This is a genomic window from Massilia rubra (genome assembly GCF_011682065.1).
Taxonomy (GTDB): Bacteria; Pseudomonadota; Gammaproteobacteria; order Burkholderiales; family Burkholderiaceae_D; genus Telluria_A; species Telluria_A rubra.
This window is the reverse complement of record NZ_VUYU01000012.1, coordinates 59,188-77,580: the sequence shown is the minus strand read 5'-3', so window position 1 is coordinate 77,580 and position 18,393 is coordinate 59,188. Positions and strand designations below refer to the sequence as shown.

Genomic DNA, 18,393 nt, shown 5'->3' with positions numbered 1-18,393 from the left:
GTCGTGCGGGCGGAAATTGGCTGCGGCCGCCACTCAAGGGCTATTGTACTGTCCGGCGGCACGCCGTGCGCCTAAATCCCGCTGGCCATCAAGCCTTCGGTATGGCCCGACCAGATATTGCCGGTGCGTAAAAACGGCTCGGTCTTCATCAGCGAAAAGCGCAATCCCACCTCGTCCCAGCCGTAGCGGTCCACTTCGACCCGCTGTTGCTCGACCCGCACCACGTTGAACGAGTTCACTTCGCCGCGTCCGCGCGTCGAGGTGGCCGTGCCCGCCTGCACCACCAGCGCCGCGTACTCGCTCATCTGGTAGCGCTCCGAAGTGTTGCCGGCATGACTGGTGTGCATGTGCCCGGACAGCAGCAAGTCGACGCCGCATTCGGCGAACGCCTTCATCGCCGCCGGCGCGCGGTCGACCAGGTCGTCGTCATCCTCGGTCTTGGGCAGGTCGAACGGGTGATGGGTGACGATGATGCGCGTGATGGCCGGGTCCAGCCCGGCCAACTGCTTGCGGATCATGGCCACCTGCTCGTCGTTGACCCGGCCGTCCTTGAAGGTCAGCGAACGCGCGGTATTGACGCCCAGTACCGCGATTTCGTCGTCCACGAAGATCGGGTCGAGATCGTCGGTGATGTAGCGCTTGTAGCGCGTGAGCGGCTGCAAAAAGCGCCGGAACACGTTGTAGAGCGAAATATCGTGATTGCCCGGCACGATGATCTGCGGCCCCGGCAAGGTGTCGAGCCAGGCCTTGGCGGCCTCGAACTCCTCGCTCTTGGCGCGCTGGGTCAGGTCGCCCGACACCACCACCACGTCCGGCGCGATGCGTTCGACCAGCTCGCGCAAGGGGGCGAGTAGTTTTTCGTCGACACGGCCGAAGTGCAAATCCGACAGATGAACCAATGTACGCATGTTAACTCCTCAAGTTGGGACCACGACCGTCAGCGCGGCCGGACGGATCCGGTAGCGCAGCGGGGTCGTCATGACGGTGACTTCGCCATCGGTGGCCACCCGCAAACGCGTGTGGCGGGTGGCGATTTCCATGTTTTCCACAGTAAGCACGTCGAAATCGCGCTCCTGCGCCAGGCTGCCCCACAAGGCGCTCCAGCCCAGCCGCAGCAAGCCCAGCCGACCCGGGCGCTGCGCCACGTACAGGCTCAGCTTGCCGCCGTCGAGGCGCTGGCGCTCGCCCACGCTCAAGCCCTGCATCGTGTATTCATTATTGCCGATGAAGACAAACGGCGTGCGCCGCGCGTGCTCGTCGTCACCCACCTTCAGGCGCAGGCTCAGGAACGGATAACGGCGCAGCGCGGTCAGCGTGGCCCAGCCGGCCGCCAGCCACTTGCCGCGTCCCAGCCGGCGCTGCTGCTTTTCGCGGTCGCGCACGATGTCCGGATACAGCCCGAGGCTGGAATTGTTGAGGAAAATCGTGCCGTTCACCTCGCCCACGTCGACCCTGGTGCGCCGCCCCTGCGCCACGTTGCGGATAGCCTCGTCGAGCGCCAGCGGAATGCCGAGGTCCTTGGCGAAGTGGTTCAGGGTGCCCATCGGCAGCACGCCGAAGGCCACTTCGCTGCCGACCAGTTGCGAGGCGACCGCGTTGATGGTGCCGTCGCCGCCGCCCGCCACCACGATCTGCTTGCCGGCCTCGCGCGCCGCCCTGGCCGCGCCGATCAACTCGGCGCCGCCGCGCGCCAGGGTGACGTCGGCCGCCATGCCGTGGGCGGCGAACTTGGCGCGCAGCTCGGCGGCGCGCGCGTCGTCGTGGCCGCTGCCGGCGCTGCCGTTGATGATGACTGCGATCGGTGTCAGCGAGGTCGGCGAGGTCAGGATAGCGCTCCTTGGAATGGGTTGATGAGGCAAAGGGTCATTCGCTGATGCGGGCGGCGCGGCGGCGCCGCAGGGTCGAGCAGGAGGTGATGCACACCGCCAGCCAGCCGCAGCCTTCGACCATGGCGCCGAGCACGTCACTCAGGTAGTGCGCGCCCAGATACACCCGGCTCAGGGCCACCAGCGCCACCATGGCGCAGGCGCCCAGCACCGCCGGGATGCGCACCTTCCAGCGCGGCACGACGCACACCAGGTAGGCCGCCAGCACCCCGTAGAACACGGTGGCGCCCAGCGTATGTCCACTGGGGAAACTGTAGGTGGCCAGGGTCAGCAGGGGCTCGTCGAAGCTGGGGCGGGCGCGCTGGAAAATGGTCTTGAGCAGCACGTTCAGCAATTGCCCGCCGGGCACCGCCAGTACCAGGCAGATCAGCCAGTAGCGCGCTTTCTTCAGGTAGAAATACAGTCCCAGCGCGCTCGCCATGATCGACACGCCAAGCACGTCGTGGGTGTGGGTGATGAACAGCATGGGATTGGTCCAGACGCTGTTCTTATGGCTGTGGAACCAGTCGGCCAGGAAGGCGTCGAGCTCGGTGATGTCGTCGTGCGAGACCACGTCGGCGGCCAGGTTGCCGAACACGGCGGCGGCGACCATCATCAGGATGACGCCGATGGTCATATGCAGGCCGAGCTCGCCTTCGGGACTGAGGCGGGCGGCGACGAAACTGCGGACACGCGGATGGACTTTGATCACGATGACGATGGACGATTGTTCTCGGCCGGCACCAGCGGCTCGGCAACGTTTGCAATCTTACATGAGGCGCCGTTCTTGGTAGCGCACAGACCGCCGCTACGCTCCGCAGCCCGTCTATTCCAGCCTGTCGACCAGCTCCAGCAGCGCCGCGTGGTCGAGCGGCTTGTTCAGGAACGCGGTGGCGCCTTGGCGCAAGGCCCAGACCCGGTCCGACTCCATGTCCTTGCTGGTGAGCAGGATCACCGGAATATGCCAGGTTGCTTCGTCGCTGGTGATGGCGCGCGTGGCCTGGAAGCCGTTCAGGTTGGGCATGACCACATCCATGACGATCAGGTCCGGCAGCTCGCTGCGCGCCATGGCCACCGCTTCCCTGCCGTCGGTGGCCAGGATCACGCGGTGCCCGTGCAGGGTCAGCAATTCGGAGACGATCAGGCGCTGCACCAGCGAATCGTCGACGACAAGGATTTTTTGACTAGCCATGACAAATCATTTCAGTGTGCCGTCGGCCCGGGCGTGGCCGCCTCCGCAGCTTTGTGCTCGGGAGAGTAGCGCCAGTAAAAGGCGTGCGGCTGCAAGCCGAATTGCGCCTGCAATTCCTCGCAGACGATGGTTTCGGCCAGGTAGAGTGCCTTGAGGTTGGTGGTGCGGCTGATGGTGACGTACACCCGCAGCGTCTTGGTCGAGCTCGAATTATGCAGTTCGAGTGCGGTCACGTCGAACTCCATGCTGCGCAGTTTGTGCCGGATATGGCGCGCCACCTCTTTGCGCACGGAGTTGTACAGCGCCGTATCGACCGCCTTTGGGTCAGGCATAAGGAAAGCCCCAATCAATGAACGCGCCGCAACAGGCCTTGAGGAGCACTGCGGGCTGCATGAAAACCGTTTTCCCGGTTCCATCTGGCATGGACGTGACACTTGGCATCATACGCCAGATCACATGCGGCAACAGCCGGGGTGCGCGCAGTATCGCCGCGACTTGCACAGGAGTCAATCAAAATGTTGCTGAGAGCCAAATGTTACGCGTCATTGCCGGGAGGAATCGCCCGCCGGGAGGGCCGATGCTCCAAAACGACAGACAACTGTTTATTCATACAGTCCTGTGGTTTTATACAGTAGTTGTGCTATTCTTGAATCACTCGATCAACGCAAACCCACAAAGGAATTTGTCATGACACCACTGAACGGTAACTTCGGCCTCGAATACGCTCCAACCCCATTCCTGATGCGCCTCGGCCGCCGCGAAGTGCTGGTCACGCGCGATTTCCGCAAGCGCTTCTACGCGGTCAATCCCATCATCGAATGCGACACCGGGGTCGAACCGGGCCACGTCGAAGTGCTGCTGATGCGGCGCTGGCTGCTGATCCTCTCCAAGGCGCATTAAACGCATATGCAAAGCTGATTTAATTCGTGTTCTTTCCGGTGGGCGGCACTTATGCTGAGTACTCCCGAACTTCCCACCGAGAGAGCCCGCCATGCTGTTAAAAACAATAAGCCAGTCACTGATCGCACTGACCCTGCTGTCACAAGCTGCCATTGCCGCTGACGTCACCTTGCTCAACGTGTCGTACGACCCGACCCGCGAACTGTACCAGGACGTCAATACCGCGTTCGCCAAGCAATGGAAAGCCAAGACCGGCGACAACGTCTCGATCAAGCAATCGCACGGCGGTTCGGGCAAGCAGGCCCGTGGCGTCATCGACGGGCTGGAAGCGGACGTGGTCACGCTCGCGCTGGCCTACGACATCGACGCCATCGCCGAGCGCGGCATTGTCGCGCCGCAGTGGCAAAAGCGCTTGCAGCACAACAGTGCGCCGTACACCTCAACGATCGTGTTTTTGGTGCGCAAGGGCAATCCGAAAGGCATCAAGGATTGGAACGACCTGGTCAAGCCGGGCGTTGCCGTGATCACCCCGAACCCGAAAACCTCGGGCGGCGCGCGCTGGAACCACCTGGCGGCCTGGGGCTACGCCCTGCGCCAGCCGGGCGCCACCGAAGCGACGGCCAAGGAATTCATCAGCAAGCTGTACAAGAACGTGCCGGTGCTCGATTCGGGCGCGCGCGGCGCCACCACGACGTTCGTGGAACGCGGCATTGGCGACGTGCTGATCGCCTGGGAAAACGAAGCTTTGCTGGCGATCAAGGAACTTGGCCCGGACAAGGTCGATATTGTTGCGCCATCGCTCAGTATCCTGGCCGAGCCGCCGGTGTCGGTGGTCGACAAGGTGGTGGACAAGCACGGCACGCGCAAGGTGGCGCAAGCGTACCTGGAATTCCTCTACACCGACGAAGGGCAAGAAATCGCGGCCAAGAATTACTACCGCCCGGTGGTGCCGAAGATTGCCGCCAAATACGCCGCGCAGTTCCCCAAGGTCAAGTTGTTCACGATTGACGAAGCGGCGGGCGGCTGGACCAAGGCGCAGAAGGCCCACTTTGCCGATGGTGGCGTGTTCGATCAGGTTTATCTGACGGGCAAGAAGTAATCGCGGTCACCCGGGCGGCATTGCCTCTGCAAGGTCGCCCCGGGACCGTCGCGCCTGCACCGTCGCCCCCGCGCCAAGGCGGCCCTCGGCGGGGGCCCAAGTAGGTTCCGTAGCCGGTGACCGCGCCAAAAACTTGGCCCCCCGCCGAGGGCCCGCCTTGGCGCGGGGGCGACGTTAGCGGACTGCTTGCGACGGCTCCGGGCGGCTCTGGACGGCTGTTCGACGCCTACCTGTTTCACCCTCCCGCACCCACCCTGCATCAAGCCCTCAAGCAAGGTATGATCGGATCGCCACGGAGCCATTCCCGGCTCCACCGCAACTACGAGGAGACGTCAACGATGACCCGCATGACCGCTAACGATTTCGATCCCGAAGTGCTGAAGTTATTCGACCAGTATGTACACGGCCAGCTCGACCGCCGCGGCTTCCTGTCGCAGGCGGGCCGCTACGCGGTCGGCGGCGCCACCGCGGCCGGCATGCTGGCGGCGCTCTCCCCCAGTTTCGCGGCCCAGGTCGTCGCCCCGGCAGATCCGCGCATCAAGGCCAGCTACGTCGAGTATCCCTCCCCCCAGGGCTACGGCAAGTTGCGCGGCTACCTGGTCCAGCCGGCCAACGCCAAAGGCAAGCTGCCCACCATCCTGGTCGTGCACGAAAACCGTGGCTTGAATCCGCACATCGAAGACATCGCCCGCCGCGTCGCGCTCGAGAACTACATCGCATTCGCCCCCGACGCCCTGTTCCCGCTGGGCGGCTACCCCGGCGACGAAGACAAGGCGCGCGAACTGTTCGGCAAACTCGACCAGGCCAAGACACGCGCCGACTTCGTCGAAGCGAGCGCCATCCTCAAGGCCATGCCAGGCGGCAGCGGCAAAGTCGGCGTGGTCGGTTTCTGCTACGGCGGCGGCATCGCCAACTACCTGCCGACCGTGGTCAAGCACCTGGCCGCGTCGGTGCCGTTCTACGGCGCCCAGACACCGGCCGCCGAAGTGCCGAAGATCAAGACACCGCTGCTGATCCACGACGCCGAAAAAGACGAACGCATCCTGGCAGGCTGGCCCGCGTACGAAGCGGCGCTCAAGGCCAACAAGGTCGACTACCAGCACTATATCTATCCCGGCGTCGAACACGGCTTCAACAACGACACCACGCCGCGCTACGATGAAGCGGCGGCCAAACTGGCATGGCAGCGCACCATGGACTTCTTCAAGAAACATCTCGGCTAAGCAAGCGCCCCGCGCCGCCAGCGCCACGCTGGCGGCGAACCAAACACCCTCCCGCGCTGTCTGTCCTTCGTGAGCCCACCGACGAAAGGATGCCCGATGAAACCCCGACTCAAACCCCTCAAGGACCAGGTGATGGTGATCACCGGCGCCACCAGCGGCATCGGCCTGACCACCGCGCGCATGGCCGCCGACGAGGGCGCCAGCCTGGTGCTGGCCGCGCGCGGGCGCGATGCGCTCGAACAGCTGGCCGGCGAGCTGCGCCTGCATGGCGCCCAGGTCGCCGCCGTCACGGCCGACGTCGGCGTGCCGCACGACGTGTCCCGCATCGGCCGCGCCGCGATGGAACGCTTCGGCCGCATCGATACCTGGGTCAACAATGCCGGCGTGGCCATTTTCGGCAAGCTCGACGAGGTCGCGCCGCAAGACCATCAGCGCCTGTTCCAGACCAACTACTGGGGCGTGGTGCACGGCTCGCTCGAAGCGCTCAAGCACATGAAGGGGCGCGGCGGCGCCCTGGTCAACGTGGGCAGCGAAGCGTCGGACGTGGCGCTGCCGCTGCAAGGGATGTACGCGGCCTCGAAGCACGCGGTCAAGGCGTTTACGGATGCGCTGCGGATCGAACTGGCGCACGAGGGCGCGCCGGTGGCGGTCACCCTGATCAAGCCGGCATCGGTCGATACCCTGTTCACGGTGCACGCGAAAAACTACATGGAGAAAGAACCGGCGCTGCTGCCGCCCATCTACGCACCGGAACTGGTGGCGCAGGCCATTTTGTATGCGGCCCGCCATCCGCGCCGCGATGTGTACGTGGGCGGCGCCGCGCGCCTGATGTCGCTGGCGGCCTACCACCTGCCGGCGCTGACCGACCGCTTGCTGGGCGGCCCGCTGCTGCGCAGGCAGAAGCGCCCGGCTTGCGGCATGCCGGCCACGCAGGCCCGGCGCGACGCCCTGCACGCGCCCGACCCCGCCAATACCATGCGCGAACGCCAGGGCATGGGCATGGTGGCGCGGGTGGAAGAATCGAGCACCTACACCGCCTTGTCGATGCGCACCCGGCCCTTGCTCGGCGCGCTGTTAGGGGTGGGCGCCCTTTTTGCCGCCTGGCGCCTGGCCCGGCGGCGCACTGGCCATGAATGCTAGGTCGTCCTCGTCGAGCGGGACCGAGGGAATCGATTCGATGTGATCGACATCGATGTCGGCGCCGTCGCGCACCACGGTATCGCGCCCGGCGGCGGCGCGCTCGCCGGTGCCGCTTGAATCGGTATCGCTGTCGAGGTCGGGGTCGCCGATGTCCGGTCCGGCGCCACGCGCGCGGCCGGCTTCGAGGTCGGAGGTGGTGCCGCTGCCGAGGTCGAGCACGTCGTCTTGCGACATGCCGGCCGCGCCGACCAGGTCGCTGCCGCTGTCGGACGAATCGCTGGGGCCGAGGGCGCCCGTGCCGTGGCCGGTGCCCAGGGTGCGGTCGGGGGTTTCTGGGAAGTTATCGGGGTCGAGCGTGCTGGTGCCTGTCATGATGCCTCCTGAAAAAATGGATGGTGTGATGACAGCGTAACCAAAACCGCAAGATGGTGTCGCACGGACAAGGTTGATAGTTTGTCGGATCGATAAATTCAGAACCGTCATTCCTGCGCGGGAATGACGGCATTGAAGCTATCGGCTGACCGAAGGGCTCACCGGCGGGCGCCAGTTCATGCGCTCGGTGATATCCATCCCGATCCCGCGGTAGCCCGTGAACCGGCTCGAGGTATCGAACATCGGCTCGCCGCTCACCTGCAGGTATTGCACGCTGCCGTCGGCGCGCGTGCGCGTAAAGATGAAGTCGAGAAACGGCGTGCGGCTGGCGATATTCTCCTGCAACTCGGCGCGCTCGTCGGCGTTCCAGCCACCCTCGCCCTCGCCTTCCGCGCCGATCCCCAGCATCTCGCTGACCGGCCCCGAAAACCGGGTCAGCTGTCCCTGCGCATCCTGCTCCCAGTACCAGTCCGACGACAGCTCGGTAAACCGCTGGAAACGCGCCTCGCTGGCGCGCAGCTCGGCCGTGCGTTCCAGCACCGTCTGCTCCAGCTGGCGGTTGTAATCGGCCAGGCGACGGTACAGCAGCCGCACTTCCAGCATGTTGTGGATGCGCGTCTGCACCTCGATCAGGTCGAACGGCTTGCTGACGAAATCCTTGGCGCCCGCCTTGAGCGCGCGCAGCTTGTGCCCCGGCTGGGCGGTGATCACCAGCACCGGCAGGTAGCCGCCCTTTTCGATCTCCTTGAGTCCTTCGATCACTTCGAATCCGTCCATCTCCGGCATCTGCAAGTCGAGCAGAATCAGGTCGTAGCCGTGTTCGGCGTGCGCGGCGCATACGGTGCGCGGATCCTGGGTCGTCGAAATGTTGCTGTAACCCGCGTTACGCAACATTTGTTCAAGCAGCATGACGTTCGCTTCCTGATCATCGACGATCAGGATGTTGCCGCTCAGGATTTCAGAAGGGTCAAGCATGTGGTTCTTTCAAAGTAGTGCCGGGTGCGACAGGGTCGACGACGTGTTGTTCGGCAGCGTGCCGCATGGCCAGGTCGAGCGCATCCATGAATTCGCGTACGCGGATCGGCTTGGTGAGGTATTGGAAAAATCCGGCTTCCAGTCCCTTTTCTATGTCGCGTGGCATGGCGTTGGCCGACAGCGCCACGACGGGAATATGCGCCGTGCCCTTGTCTTCGCGCAGGATCTTGAGCGCGCCGTAGCCGCTCATGCCGGGCAGGTTGATGTCCATCAGGATCACGTCCGGCTTGCAGGCGCGCGCCATTTCGACGCCGTGATAGCCGTCCACGGCGGTGAGCAGCTGCACGTCGCCGCGGCGCTCCATCAACTGTTCCACCAGCGCCAGGTTGGCCGGGTTGTCTTCCACATACAGCAGGGTCGGCTGCTTGCCGGTGGTGCGCGAGGCGGCCAGGCGGTCGCGCGCCAGGTCGTCGTCGTGTTCCAGCGCCAGCGCCGGTTCGGCGGCCCCGGCGAACTCGACCCAGAACACGGTGCCCGAGCCGACCGTGCTGTCGACGCCGATGCGCCCATCCATCAGTTCGACCAGGCGCTTGGTGACCACCAGGCCGATGCCGGTGCCTTCTTCGGTACTGTTTTCCTGGCCGAGGCGGTTAAACGGCTGGAACAGCTGCGCCAGCTGCGACGGCGCCAGGCCGGCGCCGGTGTCTTCCACGCTCACGCGCACGCGCCCGTCGGCCACCAGGTCGCAGGTGACGCTGACCGAGCCGCCTTCGCGGTTGTATTTGATGGCGTTCGACAACAGGTTGATCATCACCTGTTTCACGCGGGTGCGGTCGGCGTGGATGAACAGCTGCTTGTCGACGATCGGGAAATGCAGGCCCAGATTGCGGGTGGCGGCCTGCGGGCTGATCATGCCTTCGCAGTCGATCAGCACGTCGCCGATCGACATCGATTCCTGCGACATGGTCACCTTGCCCGATTCGACCATTGCCAGGTCGAGGATTTCATTGATCAGGCGCAGCAGGTACCAGCCGCCCTTGAGGATCTGGTCGATCGAGCGCAACTGGTGCGGCGCCGGCGGCGGCACGTCGGACGCCATCAGCTGGGCAAAGCCGAGCACGGCGTTGAGCGGGGTGCGCAGTTCGTGGCTCATCGAGGACAAAAATTCGGACTTGGCGCGGTTGGCCTTGTCGGCCGTGGCGCGCGCGCTTTCCAGCTCGACATTGGTTTCCTGCAAAGCGTGTTCGAACTGCTTGCGCTCAGTCACGTCGCGCGCGGCGGCGAATACGCCCTGCAGCTTGCGGTCGCGGTCGTAAAACGTGCTGGCGCTGTACGACACCACGGTCTGGGTGCCGTCGCGCGCCACCGCGGTCAGCTCGACATTGGTGACCTTGCCTTCGCGCAGCACGCGCGTGACGGCTTCGTGCGCCCGTTCCGGCTCGGAAAAATAGCTCTTGAACGGCGCGCCGATCAGTTCGTCGCGGGTGCAGCCGGTCAGCGCTTCCATCTGCTGGTTGACGTCGCTGATGATGCCGCGCGGATCGGTGGCGATCAGGGCGTCGGTATTCGATTCGATCAGCGAGCGCGTGTAGAACTGCTGGTCGCGCAGGCGCTGGTCGAGCAAGGCTTGCTCGGCCTCGACCTGCTTGCGGGCGGTGTTGTCGCTGCCGATCAGCAGGTAGCCGATCACCGTGCCCGCCGCGTCGCGCAGGGCGCTGACCGAGACCAGCGCCGGAAAGCGGGTGCCATCCTTGCGCACATACGTGAGCTCGTAAATATCTTCGATGCCGCGCAGCGCCTTGTAGATCATCGATTCGAAGCCGGGGGCGATCGCTTCGCTCATTTCATGGCTCAGCTCGGCGGCACGCGCCTCCAGCTCCTGGTGGTCGGAAATATCGGCCGGGGTCATCTTGTCGACCACTTCGGCGGCCGTGTAGCCCAGCATGCGCGCCGCGCCGACATTGAAAATCTGGATCACGCCCTGGGCGTCGGTGGCGATACTGGAAAAATTGGCGCTGTTGAAAATCGCATCCTGCAGCGCACCGGACTTAAGCAGCGGCACCGCGTGCAGCGCGCGTTGCGTTTCCGTGCGCAGGCTGATCGCCTGTTGCACGCGCACGAACAGCAACGCCAGGAAAATCAGCAGCAGGATGATGCTCGCCTTGATCAGGTTGACCGCCCCTTCCGAATCGACCGCATAGCTCAGGGCGATGGCGCCGACCAGCAGCAGCACCGTGAGGGTGGCGCCAAAGCCGATCACCATCAGGCGTTCGACCGAGGTTTTTTGCAGGAAACCGCTCATGCCAGGTTTCCCTGGCGGTGGCGCGTGTCCGACAACAGGCGTCCGAATTCCTTCTTGACGACCGCGTAGCATTCGCACACGTCCTGCTCCAGCCCGGCGCGGTCGAGCACCGTGATGTGGCCGCGCCGGTAGCTGATGTAGCCGTAGCCCTGCAAGCGTCCGGCCGCTTCGGTCACGCCCTCGCGCCGTACGCCGAGCATGTTGGCAATCAGTTCCTGCGTCATGGTCAGCTCGTTGGTGGGCAGGCGGTCGAGCGTGAGCAACAGCCAGCGGCACAGTTGCTGCTCGACCGAATGGTGACGGTTGCACACGGCCGTTTGCGACATTTGCGTCAGCAGGGCCTGGGTGTAGCGCAACAGCAGGCGCATCACATGGCCGCTGCGGTTGAATTCTTCCATCAGGATCGCGGCCGGCAAGCGGTAAGCGTGCCCGCGCGTCTGCACCACGGCGCGGCTGGGCGTGCTGTCGCCGCCCATGAACACCGATACGCCGAGCACGCCTTCATTGCCGACGCCGGCAATCTCGGACGAGCCGCCGTTTTCCAGCAAATAGTGCAAGGACACGATCGCGCTGGTGGGAAAGTACAAATGATGCAACTTGTCGCCCGATTCGGACAACACATCGCCCAGGAGCAAGGGGACCAGTTCGAGGTGCGGGGCAAGACGGTCGAATTCGGCGTCGAGCAGCGCGGCCAACAAGTGGTTCTGATTTGGGTCGTGCTTACTGGACATTGGAAACTGCCCCTTCTTCCAGTGAATACTGCGTTGAGTTAGTCCGACACAATATCACGCAGTCATTCTTGGGCGCAATTCTATTACAAATCGGCACAACGGTCCGTACGGAACCGCACATACGAAGGCGCGTAAAGCATATAGTGTGGACATCCGGCCAACCAGATCGTCAATCATCCGGATGCGTCTACGCAGGAGGTTTGCCGATGGGAAATTTATTACGCCGGGTTCGAATCTCGGTTTCGGTATCGGCCGCGCTTGCGCTGCTGGTCGGCCTGTGCCTGACTGCGCTGCTGTTCGCCTCGGTGCGGCGGATCGAATCGCATGCGCGCACGCGGGCCTTCCAGCAGGACGCCAGCCTGCGCATCAATGCCGTCTCCGACGGGCTGGCGGACGCGATCGAGCAGTTGATGGTGGTTAACCAGCTGTTCAACACGGTCGGCGTGATCAGTCGCGAACAATTCCATACCTTCACCGCGCCCTTGCTGGCGCGCTATCCCGAGCTGCACGGCCTCAGTTTCCAGCGCCTGGTGAGCGACGCCGGGCGCCCGGCCTACGAAGCGGCCATGCGCCGGCGCGAGCCCGGTTTTAGCATCACCGAATACGTCGACGAGCGCCAAGGGCCGGCGCGGCGGCGCGCATCCTACAACGTGGTGGAGTACATCGAACCGGCCGAGGGCAACAGCGCCGCGCTCGGGCTCGACACGGCGGCCCTGCTGACCTATGACGACGCCCGCTCGCGTTCGCGCCGCAATGGCCGCGCCACCGCCACCGGCCTGCTCTCGCTGGTGCAGCAGCGGGGCTTTCATACGGGTTTCCTGGTGCTCGCGCCGGTCTACCAGCGCCAGGCGCCGCAGGCCAGCACCGACCAGCGCGAGCGCGCCGTGATCGGCGAGACGGCCGCCGTGTTCCGGGTCGACCACCTGATCCATACCCTGCTCGGCCGCGCCAGCTTGCTCGACCGGCCCGGCATGTCGATCAATATCTACGCCGCCGCCTCGGCCGAGCCAGCGCAGCTGGCGTTTTCGAACGGCGTGGCGCCGCGCCCGCCCGAGCGCGGCGGCGCCCGCGCGCTGCTGCCGGCCTGGCTGGTGTACGACCACCCGCCACCAGTGGGCGCCGTGTTCTACGTAGCCGGCGAGCCCTGGTTCATCGAGGTGGCGCAGGAACCGCGCTCCTTCATCGAAAGCCACGCCGGCTCCTGGTACGCGCTGCTGGGCGGCATTCTGTCGAGCCTGCTGACGGCCGCGTACATCTACAGCCTGGTGTCGCGCCACTCCACCATCGAGCGCGTGGCCGGCGAGCGCACCGCCGCGCTGCAATTTGCCAACCTGCGCCTGTCGGAAGACCTGGCCTTGCGCAAACGCACCGAAAAAGCCCTGCGCCTGCGCGAAAAAGTCATCGAGGTCTCGGCCAACGCGGTCATCATCTGCAACGCCGAGGGCCCCGATTATGCCGTCGAGTACGTCAATCCCGCGTTCGAGGCGATTACCGGCTACAGCGCCGCCGAGGTGATCGGCAAAAGCCTCAAGTCGATGCAGGGGGCCGGCCACGACCAGCAGAACATCGCCGAAATCAGCGCCGCCCTGAGCGAACAGCGCGAAGGCCACGCCGTGCTGCGCAACTACCGCAAGGATGGCAGCGGCTACTGGAACGACCTGTTCATCGCCCCGGTGCGCGACGACGCCGGCCTGATCAGCCATTTCGTGGTGGCCCAGTACGACATCAGCGCGGTGATGCGTTTCGAAGCCGAGCTGCAATACCAGGCTGGCCATGACGCCCTGACCGGGCTGGCCAACCGCCACCTGCTCAACGAAAGGCTGTCCGGTGCGATTGCCGACGCGGCGCGCGCCGGCGCCGGGCTGTGGGTGGTGTTTGTCGACCTCGACCGCTTCAAGTTCGTCAACGACACGCTTGGCCACGAAGCCGGAGACGCCATGCTGCGCGTGCTGGGCGAGCGCCTCAAAAGCGCCGTGCGCGAGGGCGACACGGTGGCGCGCATGGGCGGCGACGAATTCGTGGTGGTGCTGCCGGGCAATCCGGGCAATGGCGCCGGCCTGCGCGTGCTCCAGCGCATCACGGAAGTCATCGCCGAACCACTGCTGATCCAGGCGCACGAGTTTTTTGTCACGTGCAGCCTGGGCGTGGCGGTGTATCCGGAAGACGGCGCCACCGCCGAGACCTTGACCAAGCACGCCGATATCGCCATGTACCGGGCCAAGGAACTGGGCCGCAACAACTATCAGTTCTATTGCCCGGCGATGAATGCGCGCACCCTGGAGCGCCTGCGGATCGAAGCCGACCTGCGCCACGCACTCGAACGCAACGAACTGGTGCTGCATTATCAGCCGCAGGTCGACGTCCTCAGCGGCGCCATTGTCGGCATGGAAGCGCTGCTGCGCTGGGAGCATCCGGTGCTGGGGGTGGTCTCGCCGGCAAGCTTCATCAGCCTGGCCGAAGAAATGGGCCTGATCATCCCGATCGGCGCCTGGGTGATCCGTACCGCCTGCCTGCAAAACATGGCGTGGCAAGAGGCCGGGCTGGGCAAGCTGCGCATGGCGGTCAACCTGTCGGCGCGCCAGTTCACCGGCAAGGACTTGCTGCAATCGGTGGCCGATGCGCTGGAAGAAAGCGGACTGGCGGCGCGCTACCTGGAGCTGGAATTGACCGAAAGCATGGTCATGAACGACGTCGACAGCGCCATTACCATCCTGCGCAGGCTCAAGGAGCTGGGCGTGCACATTGCCATCGACGATTTCGGCACTGGTTACTCCAGCCTGTCATACCTGCGCCGTTTTCCGATCGACGTGTTAAAGATCGACCAATCCTTCGTGGCCGATATTGCGCTCGGGGCCGACGGCGCCGCCATCGTGGTGTCGATCATTTCCCTGGCGCACAGCCTGCGCCTGAAAGTCATTGCCGAGGGGGTGGAAACAGCCGAACAGCTAGCCTTCCTGCGCGAGCATGGCTGCGACGAGGTACAAGGCTACTTCTTCAGCCGCCCGGTGGGCGCGCTGGAGTTCGAACATCTGATAGCGCAAGGAAGGTGTGCGATGGCCTGAACGGCGCGCGGGCGGAGCCGCGCGATGGGGCGCGGCCCGCGTGGCGGGAATGACTTAAAACGAGTGGCGCATGCCCACGTTCAGGGCCGACCAGCCCTTGCCGCCGTCGGGCGCGGTCATGGCCATGTAGCCGGGACCGGTGCGGTGTTTCACCAGCGAATAGGCGGTATAGAAATCGGTGCGGCGCGAAATTTGATAGGTGGCGCCGAAGGCCAGCATATCGACATCGCGGTTGGCGCGGTCGCGGTCGTTCTTGCGCACGAACGAGACCAGGTAAGTCATGGCGCGCATCGGCACGGCAACGCCGACCAGGACGTCGCGGCTGTCGGTCGATGGCGTACTGGCCATGGCGGCGCCGTACGGATTGTCGGGATTCCACAAAGGCGAGTTGCCCCAGCCGCGGTTGGCGCTGTAGGCGGCGTACACCTTCATGCGGCCCAGGTCGACATTGGCGGCGGCGATGGAATTCTTGGCATCCATGCGCACGCCGAGGGCGGTCGATGGCGCCACTTTGGCAACGCTTTTGTTCTGGTGCGCAAGGCGCAGGGTGACCGGTCCGTCGGAAACGCCAACCGACAAGCCCCAGGCGCGGCTGTTCTGGCGGTCGCGCTCGAAGTTACTGAGCGCAATGCCGCGCGGCTCGGTCATATCCTGCAAGCCCATGCGCTTGCCCGGATAGCCGAACACCCTGGTGGCGGTGTCCGGACTGCCCGGTTCGAACAGGTCGCTGACATCGACCAGGGACAGGCCGTGCTTCGCCTCGGTCCCGGCAATGGCGGCCCGGTACACGGATGTTTGTGTCTGGGTCTGGGCTTGTGCTCCCGCTGCGCAGGCGCATAAGGCAACAATGGCAAGAGAAGATGTTTTCATGGCGGCACTCCGTACAATTGATTCTACGCTGCTTACGTTATCCCCCAGAAGGAATATTTGTTCTGTCCGTTACCCCACATAGCGCGTTATCATCGTCAATATCGTTTCGACCACCCGGCCCGACAGGACGTAATAGTGATTACCAGAAGCACCAGCAGCGCCAGCGACAAACCATTCCGTTATCCCAAAATGCCAGGCACCCTGCGCGCCGATGTGCTGGCGGTGTTGCTGGCGTCCGACGACATGACAGGGATTGAGAGTATTTTCGACCAAAGAAAGCAAAGCTTGAGCACGGTGATCCGGGCGCTGATCCGCAAGTACGGCTGGCCGATCGAGCGCAGGGATTTTCCAACCAACACGGCCGATGGCCGGGCCGGCTGGGCGTCGGTGTATTGCCTGCCGCAAGAGGTGATCGACGCGGCGCTGGCCGGGTCCGGGCGCGACTGGCTGGACGGGGTGCGGGCGGCGCGCGCGGCACGCCGGCGCCGCCCGCTGCGCTCGCCTGGGATCGCGAAAAGCAAGGTGTCTCTCGCGCCCGACGAAGGCGATGGCGATGGCGAGTAAGGCGCTGTCGTCTGAGTGCACAATTAATGGTGTCGCCAGGACAGGCGAAGGACCAGGGAATGCCGGCGATGATGACAAAACGACATCGGTTCGATGACACCTCGAACGACACCCTCAAGGCCCTGGTGGCAAACGGAACGTCGCCGGACGACATGATTGCCCTGTTGTTCTCGCAGCGATGCGCGATTGCCGACGCAATCGTGGCCGTTCGTAGCTCGTATGGAATGACGCTTGCCGAGGCCAAGCGCCTCGTTGCCGCTAATGAGCACTATGCCACCGTGCATGACGCCAACCTCCCTCTTCACGACACCCTGGCACGCCATGCGGACGAGGGCGACGCAAAGCTGGCCTGACCGGGCGTCATCCCATCGTTCCCGCCGCCGGCGACGCAATGACGTACTTGGGCCCCCGCCTGCGCGGGGGCGACGGTGTTGAGGACTTCGGGACCAGAGCGACGATGTTGGGGACGTCGGGATCAGAGCGACGAACCTGGGCCCCGGCCTGCGCGGGGCGACGGTCTTGGAACCGTCGGCCTCAGGCGTGTGCTCAATGCATGGACGCAATGGCGTGGTCCACATAGCCATCCGGCCGCACGATCAGCGCCGCCACGCCATCGAGTTCCTCCTCCCTTCCCGGCACCGCTGCCGTGATCATGTCCACCCAGCCGCTATCGCATCGCGCGCCAGCCCAGGCGCCATCGAGCACGCGCGGCACGCCAGCCTGCGCGCCACCATCGACACGCAATACCACCCAGCGCCCGCCAGCGAGGTGCCGGTACAGCGACGATGCCGTTCCATCGGCATGCCGCAGCGGCCAATCGGGCAGACGTCGCCCCGTCCAGTGCGCGCACGCCTCTCCTCCCACTTCGACGGGAAGCAGCGCAGCCGGGTAGCGAATGCCAAAGCCCGACAAGTCATGCGCCAGCACCGCGTTCAGTTCCGCCCCCTTCATCAGCTCGCTGAGCGTGGCGCGCAGGGCCTGGCCCGCCGGGTCGAACGACTCCATCATCAGCGCACTTTGCGCCAGGGTGTTGCGGTACAGCGCCGCGCCGACCGGATGGCGCTCCGCTTCGTAAGTGTCGAGCAAGCCCGCCAGCCACGCCGCATCCGCCCTGCCGCGCAGCACGCCGGCCAGCTTCCAGCCCAGGTTCATGGCGTCCTGCATGCCCACATTCATGCCCTGCCCGCCAGCCGGCAAATGAATGTGAGCGGCGTCGCCCGCCAGGAATATGCGCCCCTGACGGTATGACTGCGCCAGGCAGGTTTGGTTCGAAAAACGCGACAGCCATTGCGGCGCATGCATGCCGAAGTCGTCCCCGGCCACGCGCCGCGTCGCCGCAGCCAGTGCGTCCAAGCTGACCGGCGTCTCCACCGGCAGGTCGATCTCTTGCGCATCGACCACGATTACCCGGTACAACTCGCCGCCGAGCGGCACCACCATCAAGCCGCCGGCCGGATTGCCGAGACTTAAGGCACGCCCGGCCGGCGGCGTACGCAGCAGCACGTCGCCAAGCATCGCCGTCTTAGTTGGCGGCACGCCATCAAAGGCGATGCCGGCCTGGCGCCGCACCAGGCTGCGCGCACCGTCGGCGCCGACCAGGTAGCGCGCCGCCAGCCGCAATGGCGTGCCGCGCTGTGTGCCCACGACCCACACGCCGTCCTCGTCCTGCCCGGTCGATTCGACCGTCACGCCGCGCCGCAGGTCCACGCCCAGCTCGCCCGCCCAGGCTTCGAGCAATTCTTCGGTCACGCGCTGGGGAAGGAACAGGGTGAAAGGATAGGTGCTGTCGCAGGCGCTGAAATCGAGCCGGGTCGGCAGGCCGGCAAAGTGGCCGCTGGGAATCGGCATGCCGCGCGCCAGAAAGCGCCCGGCCACGCCGCGCAGCGCCAGCATTTCCAGCGTGCGCCCGTGCATGGTCAGTGCGCGCGACTGCGGCACCGGCTCGGTGCGCCGTTCCAGCACCGTCACGCGTACGCCCACCAGCGCAAGTTCGCACGCCAGCAACAGCCCGACCGGACCCGCTCCGGCTACGATTACCTCTGCATTGCTTGTCATCGTCATATAAGCTAACATCGTTAGGGGAGTCGTCAAGGTACGC

At 64.9% G+C, this 18,393-nt stretch carries 18 protein-coding genes; 7 read left to right on the top strand and 11 right to left on the bottom strand.

Annotation, left to right across the window (positions count from 1 at the left end; genetic code table 11):
* Positions 1-71: 71 nt before the first annotated feature.
* The 5 genes from F0185_RS18675 to F0185_RS18655 form a co-directional block, all read right to left on the bottom strand.
* A complete protein-coding gene (locus F0185_RS18675) occupies positions 72-908 on the bottom strand; it encodes a metallophosphoesterase family protein (protein WP_167226912.1) in 837 nt (278 codons plus the stop codon).
* A 9-nt stretch (positions 909-917) separates the two neighbouring features.
* The gene (locus F0185_RS18670) at positions 918-1,859 is read right to left on the bottom strand and encodes a diacylglycerol/lipid kinase family protein (protein WP_229477092.1); all 942 of its coding nucleotides are present in this window, start codon (positions 1,857-1,859) and stop codon (positions 918-920) included.
* A gap of 4 nt (positions 1,860-1,863) precedes the next feature.
* Positions 1,864-2,577 carry a phosphatase PAP2 family protein gene (locus tag F0185_RS18665; RefSeq protein WP_370664037.1) on the bottom strand — a complete coding sequence of 238 codons (714 nt, stop codon included), beginning with the start codon at positions 2,575-2,577 and terminating at the stop codon, positions 1,864-1,866.
* Between the two features lie 114 nt (positions 2,578-2,691).
* Positions 2,692-3,057, bottom strand: coding sequence for a response regulator (locus tag F0185_RS18660; RefSeq protein WP_167226910.1), 366 nt, complete (start codon positions 3,055-3,057; stop codon positions 2,692-2,694).
* Positions 3,058-3,068: 11 nt separating this feature from the next.
* Positions 3,069-3,389: a hypothetical protein gene (locus F0185_RS18655; protein WP_167226908.1), complete on the bottom strand. Its 321-nt coding sequence runs from the start codon at positions 3,387-3,389 to the stop codon at positions 3,069-3,071.
* Between the two features lie 355 nt (positions 3,390-3,744).
* On the opposite strand from F0185_RS18655, the gene F0185_RS18650 reads away from it, so the two are divergent.
* From F0185_RS18650 to F0185_RS18635, 4 genes are all read left to right on the top strand, one after another.
* Entirely contained in the window at positions 3,745-3,957 is a 213-nt protein-coding gene (locus tag F0185_RS18650) for a hypothetical protein (RefSeq protein ID WP_167226906.1), read from the top strand.
* A gap of 91 nt (positions 3,958-4,048) precedes the next feature.
* Positions 4,049-5,056: a sulfate ABC transporter substrate-binding protein gene (locus tag F0185_RS18645; protein ID WP_167226904.1), complete on the top strand. Its 1,008-nt coding sequence runs from the start codon at positions 4,049-4,051 to the stop codon at positions 5,054-5,056.
* A 338-nt stretch (positions 5,057-5,394) separates the two neighbouring features.
* Entirely contained in the window at positions 5,395-6,279 is an 885-nt protein-coding gene (locus F0185_RS18640; RefSeq protein ID WP_167226902.1) for a dienelactone hydrolase family protein, read from the top strand.
* Positions 6,280-6,375: 96 nt separating this feature from the next.
* A complete protein-coding gene (locus F0185_RS18635) occupies positions 6,376-7,419 on the top strand; it encodes an SDR family oxidoreductase (protein ID WP_167226900.1) in 1,044 nt (347 codons plus the stop codon).
* Here the strand turns inward: F0185_RS18635 and F0185_RS18630 are convergent.
* The 4 genes from F0185_RS18630 to F0185_RS18615 form a co-directional block, all read right to left on the bottom strand.
* Complete coding sequence (locus tag F0185_RS18630; protein WP_167226898.1) at positions 7,354-7,791, bottom strand: hypothetical protein; 438 nt, start codon at positions 7,789-7,791, stop codon at positions 7,354-7,356. The two genes, F0185_RS18635 and F0185_RS18630, sit on opposite strands and share 66 nt — an antisense overlap.
* Positions 7,792-7,929: 138 nt before the next feature.
* Positions 7,930-8,766: a response regulator gene (locus F0185_RS18625; RefSeq protein ID WP_167226896.1), complete on the bottom strand. Its 837-nt coding sequence runs from the start codon at positions 8,764-8,766 to the stop codon at positions 7,930-7,932.
* The gene (locus tag F0185_RS18620) at positions 8,759-11,068 is read right to left on the bottom strand and encodes a PAS domain-containing hybrid sensor histidine kinase/response regulator (RefSeq protein ID WP_187362588.1); all 2,310 of its coding nucleotides are present in this window, start codon (positions 11,066-11,068) and stop codon (positions 8,759-8,761) included. Before F0185_RS18620 ends, F0185_RS18625 begins: the two co-directional genes overlap by 8 nt.
* Positions 11,065-11,799 carry a Crp/Fnr family transcriptional regulator gene (locus F0185_RS18615; RefSeq protein ID WP_166895995.1) on the bottom strand — a complete coding sequence of 245 codons (735 nt, stop codon included), beginning with the start codon at positions 11,797-11,799 and terminating at the stop codon, positions 11,065-11,067. Before F0185_RS18615 ends, F0185_RS18620 begins: the two co-directional genes overlap by 4 nt.
* Before the next feature lie 206 nt (positions 11,800-12,005).
* Here F0185_RS18615 and F0185_RS18610 point away from each other — a divergent pair, with 206 nt between their 5' ends.
* The gene (locus F0185_RS18610; protein WP_167226894.1) at positions 12,006-14,861 is read left to right on the top strand and encodes a bifunctional diguanylate cyclase/phosphodiesterase; all 2,856 of its coding nucleotides are present in this window, start codon (positions 12,006-12,008) and stop codon (positions 14,859-14,861) included.
* A 54-nt stretch (positions 14,862-14,915) separates the two neighbouring features.
* On the opposite strand, the gene F0185_RS18605 is transcribed toward F0185_RS18610, so the two are convergent.
* On the bottom strand, positions 14,916-15,731 hold the full coding sequence (locus tag F0185_RS18605) for a porin (protein ID WP_167226892.1): 816 nt from the start codon (positions 15,729-15,731) through the stop codon (positions 14,916-14,918).
* Positions 15,732-15,866: 135 nt separating this feature from the next.
* Here F0185_RS18605 and F0185_RS18600 point away from each other — a divergent pair, with 135 nt between their 5' ends.
* Both F0185_RS18600 and F0185_RS18595 read left to right on the top strand, forming a co-directional pair.
* Complete coding sequence (locus F0185_RS18600) at positions 15,867-16,295, top strand: hypothetical protein (RefSeq protein ID WP_229477091.1); 429 nt, start codon at positions 15,867-15,869, stop codon at positions 16,293-16,295.
* A 59-nt stretch (positions 16,296-16,354) separates the two neighbouring features.
* Positions 16,355-16,648 carry a hypothetical protein gene (locus tag F0185_RS18595; RefSeq protein ID WP_167226890.1) on the top strand — a complete coding sequence of 98 codons (294 nt, stop codon included), beginning with the start codon at positions 16,355-16,357 and terminating at the stop codon, positions 16,646-16,648.
* A gap of 193 nt (positions 16,649-16,841) precedes the next feature.
* Here the strand turns inward: F0185_RS18595 and F0185_RS18590 are convergent, their stop codons facing one another.
* Positions 16,842-18,356: an FAD-dependent monooxygenase gene (locus F0185_RS18590; protein WP_223164535.1), complete on the bottom strand. Its 1,515-nt coding sequence runs from the start codon at positions 18,354-18,356 to the stop codon at positions 16,842-16,844.
* Positions 18,357-18,393: the final 37 nt, after the last annotated feature.

Coding starts and splice junctions, on each gene's coding strand:
- F0185_RS18675 (WP_167226912.1), bottom strand. CDS start 908: ATGCGTACATTGGTTCATCTGTCGGATTTGCACTTCGGCCGTGTCGAC.
- F0185_RS18660 (WP_167226910.1), bottom strand. CDS start 3,057: ATGGCTAGTCAAAAAATCCTTGTCGTCGACGATTCGCTGGTGCAGCGC.
- F0185_RS18655 (WP_167226908.1), bottom strand. CDS start 3,389: ATGCCTGACCCAAAGGCGGTCGATACGGCGCTGTACAACTCCGTGCGC.
- F0185_RS18650 (WP_167226906.1), top strand. CDS start 3,745: ATGACACCACTGAACGGTAACTTCGGCCTCGAATACGCTCCAACCCCA.
- F0185_RS18645 (WP_167226904.1), top strand. CDS start 4,049: ATGCTGTTAAAAACAATAAGCCAGTCACTGATCGCACTGACCCTGCTG.
- F0185_RS18640 (WP_167226902.1), top strand. CDS start 5,395: ATGACCCGCATGACCGCTAACGATTTCGATCCCGAAGTGCTGAAGTTA.
- F0185_RS18635 (WP_167226900.1), top strand. CDS start 6,376: ATGAAACCCCGACTCAAACCCCTCAAGGACCAGGTGATGGTGATCACC.
- F0185_RS18630 (WP_167226898.1), bottom strand. CDS start 7,791: ATGACAGGCACCAGCACGCTCGACCCCGATAACTTCCCAGAAACCCCC.
- F0185_RS18625 (WP_167226896.1), bottom strand. CDS start 8,766: ATGCTTGACCCTTCTGAAATCCTGAGCGGCAACATCCTGATCGTCGAT.
- F0185_RS18620 (WP_187362588.1), bottom strand. CDS start 11,068: ATGAGCGGTTTCCTGCAAAAAACCTCGGTCGAACGCCTGATGGTGATC.
- F0185_RS18615 (WP_166895995.1), bottom strand. CDS start 11,799: ATGTCCAGTAAGCACGACCCAAATCAGAACCACTTGTTGGCCGCGCTG.
- F0185_RS18610 (WP_167226894.1), top strand. CDS start 12,006: ATGGGAAATTTATTACGCCGGGTTCGAATCTCGGTTTCGGTATCGGCC.
- F0185_RS18605 (WP_167226892.1), bottom strand. CDS start 15,731: ATGAAAACATCTTCTCTTGCCATTGTTGCCTTATGCGCCTGCGCAGCG.
- F0185_RS18595 (WP_167226890.1), top strand. CDS start 16,355: ATGCCGGCGATGATGACAAAACGACATCGGTTCGATGACACCTCGAAC.
- F0185_RS18590 (WP_223164535.1), bottom strand. CDS start 18,356: ATGACGATGACAAGCAATGCAGAGGTAATCGTAGCCGGAGCGGGTCCG.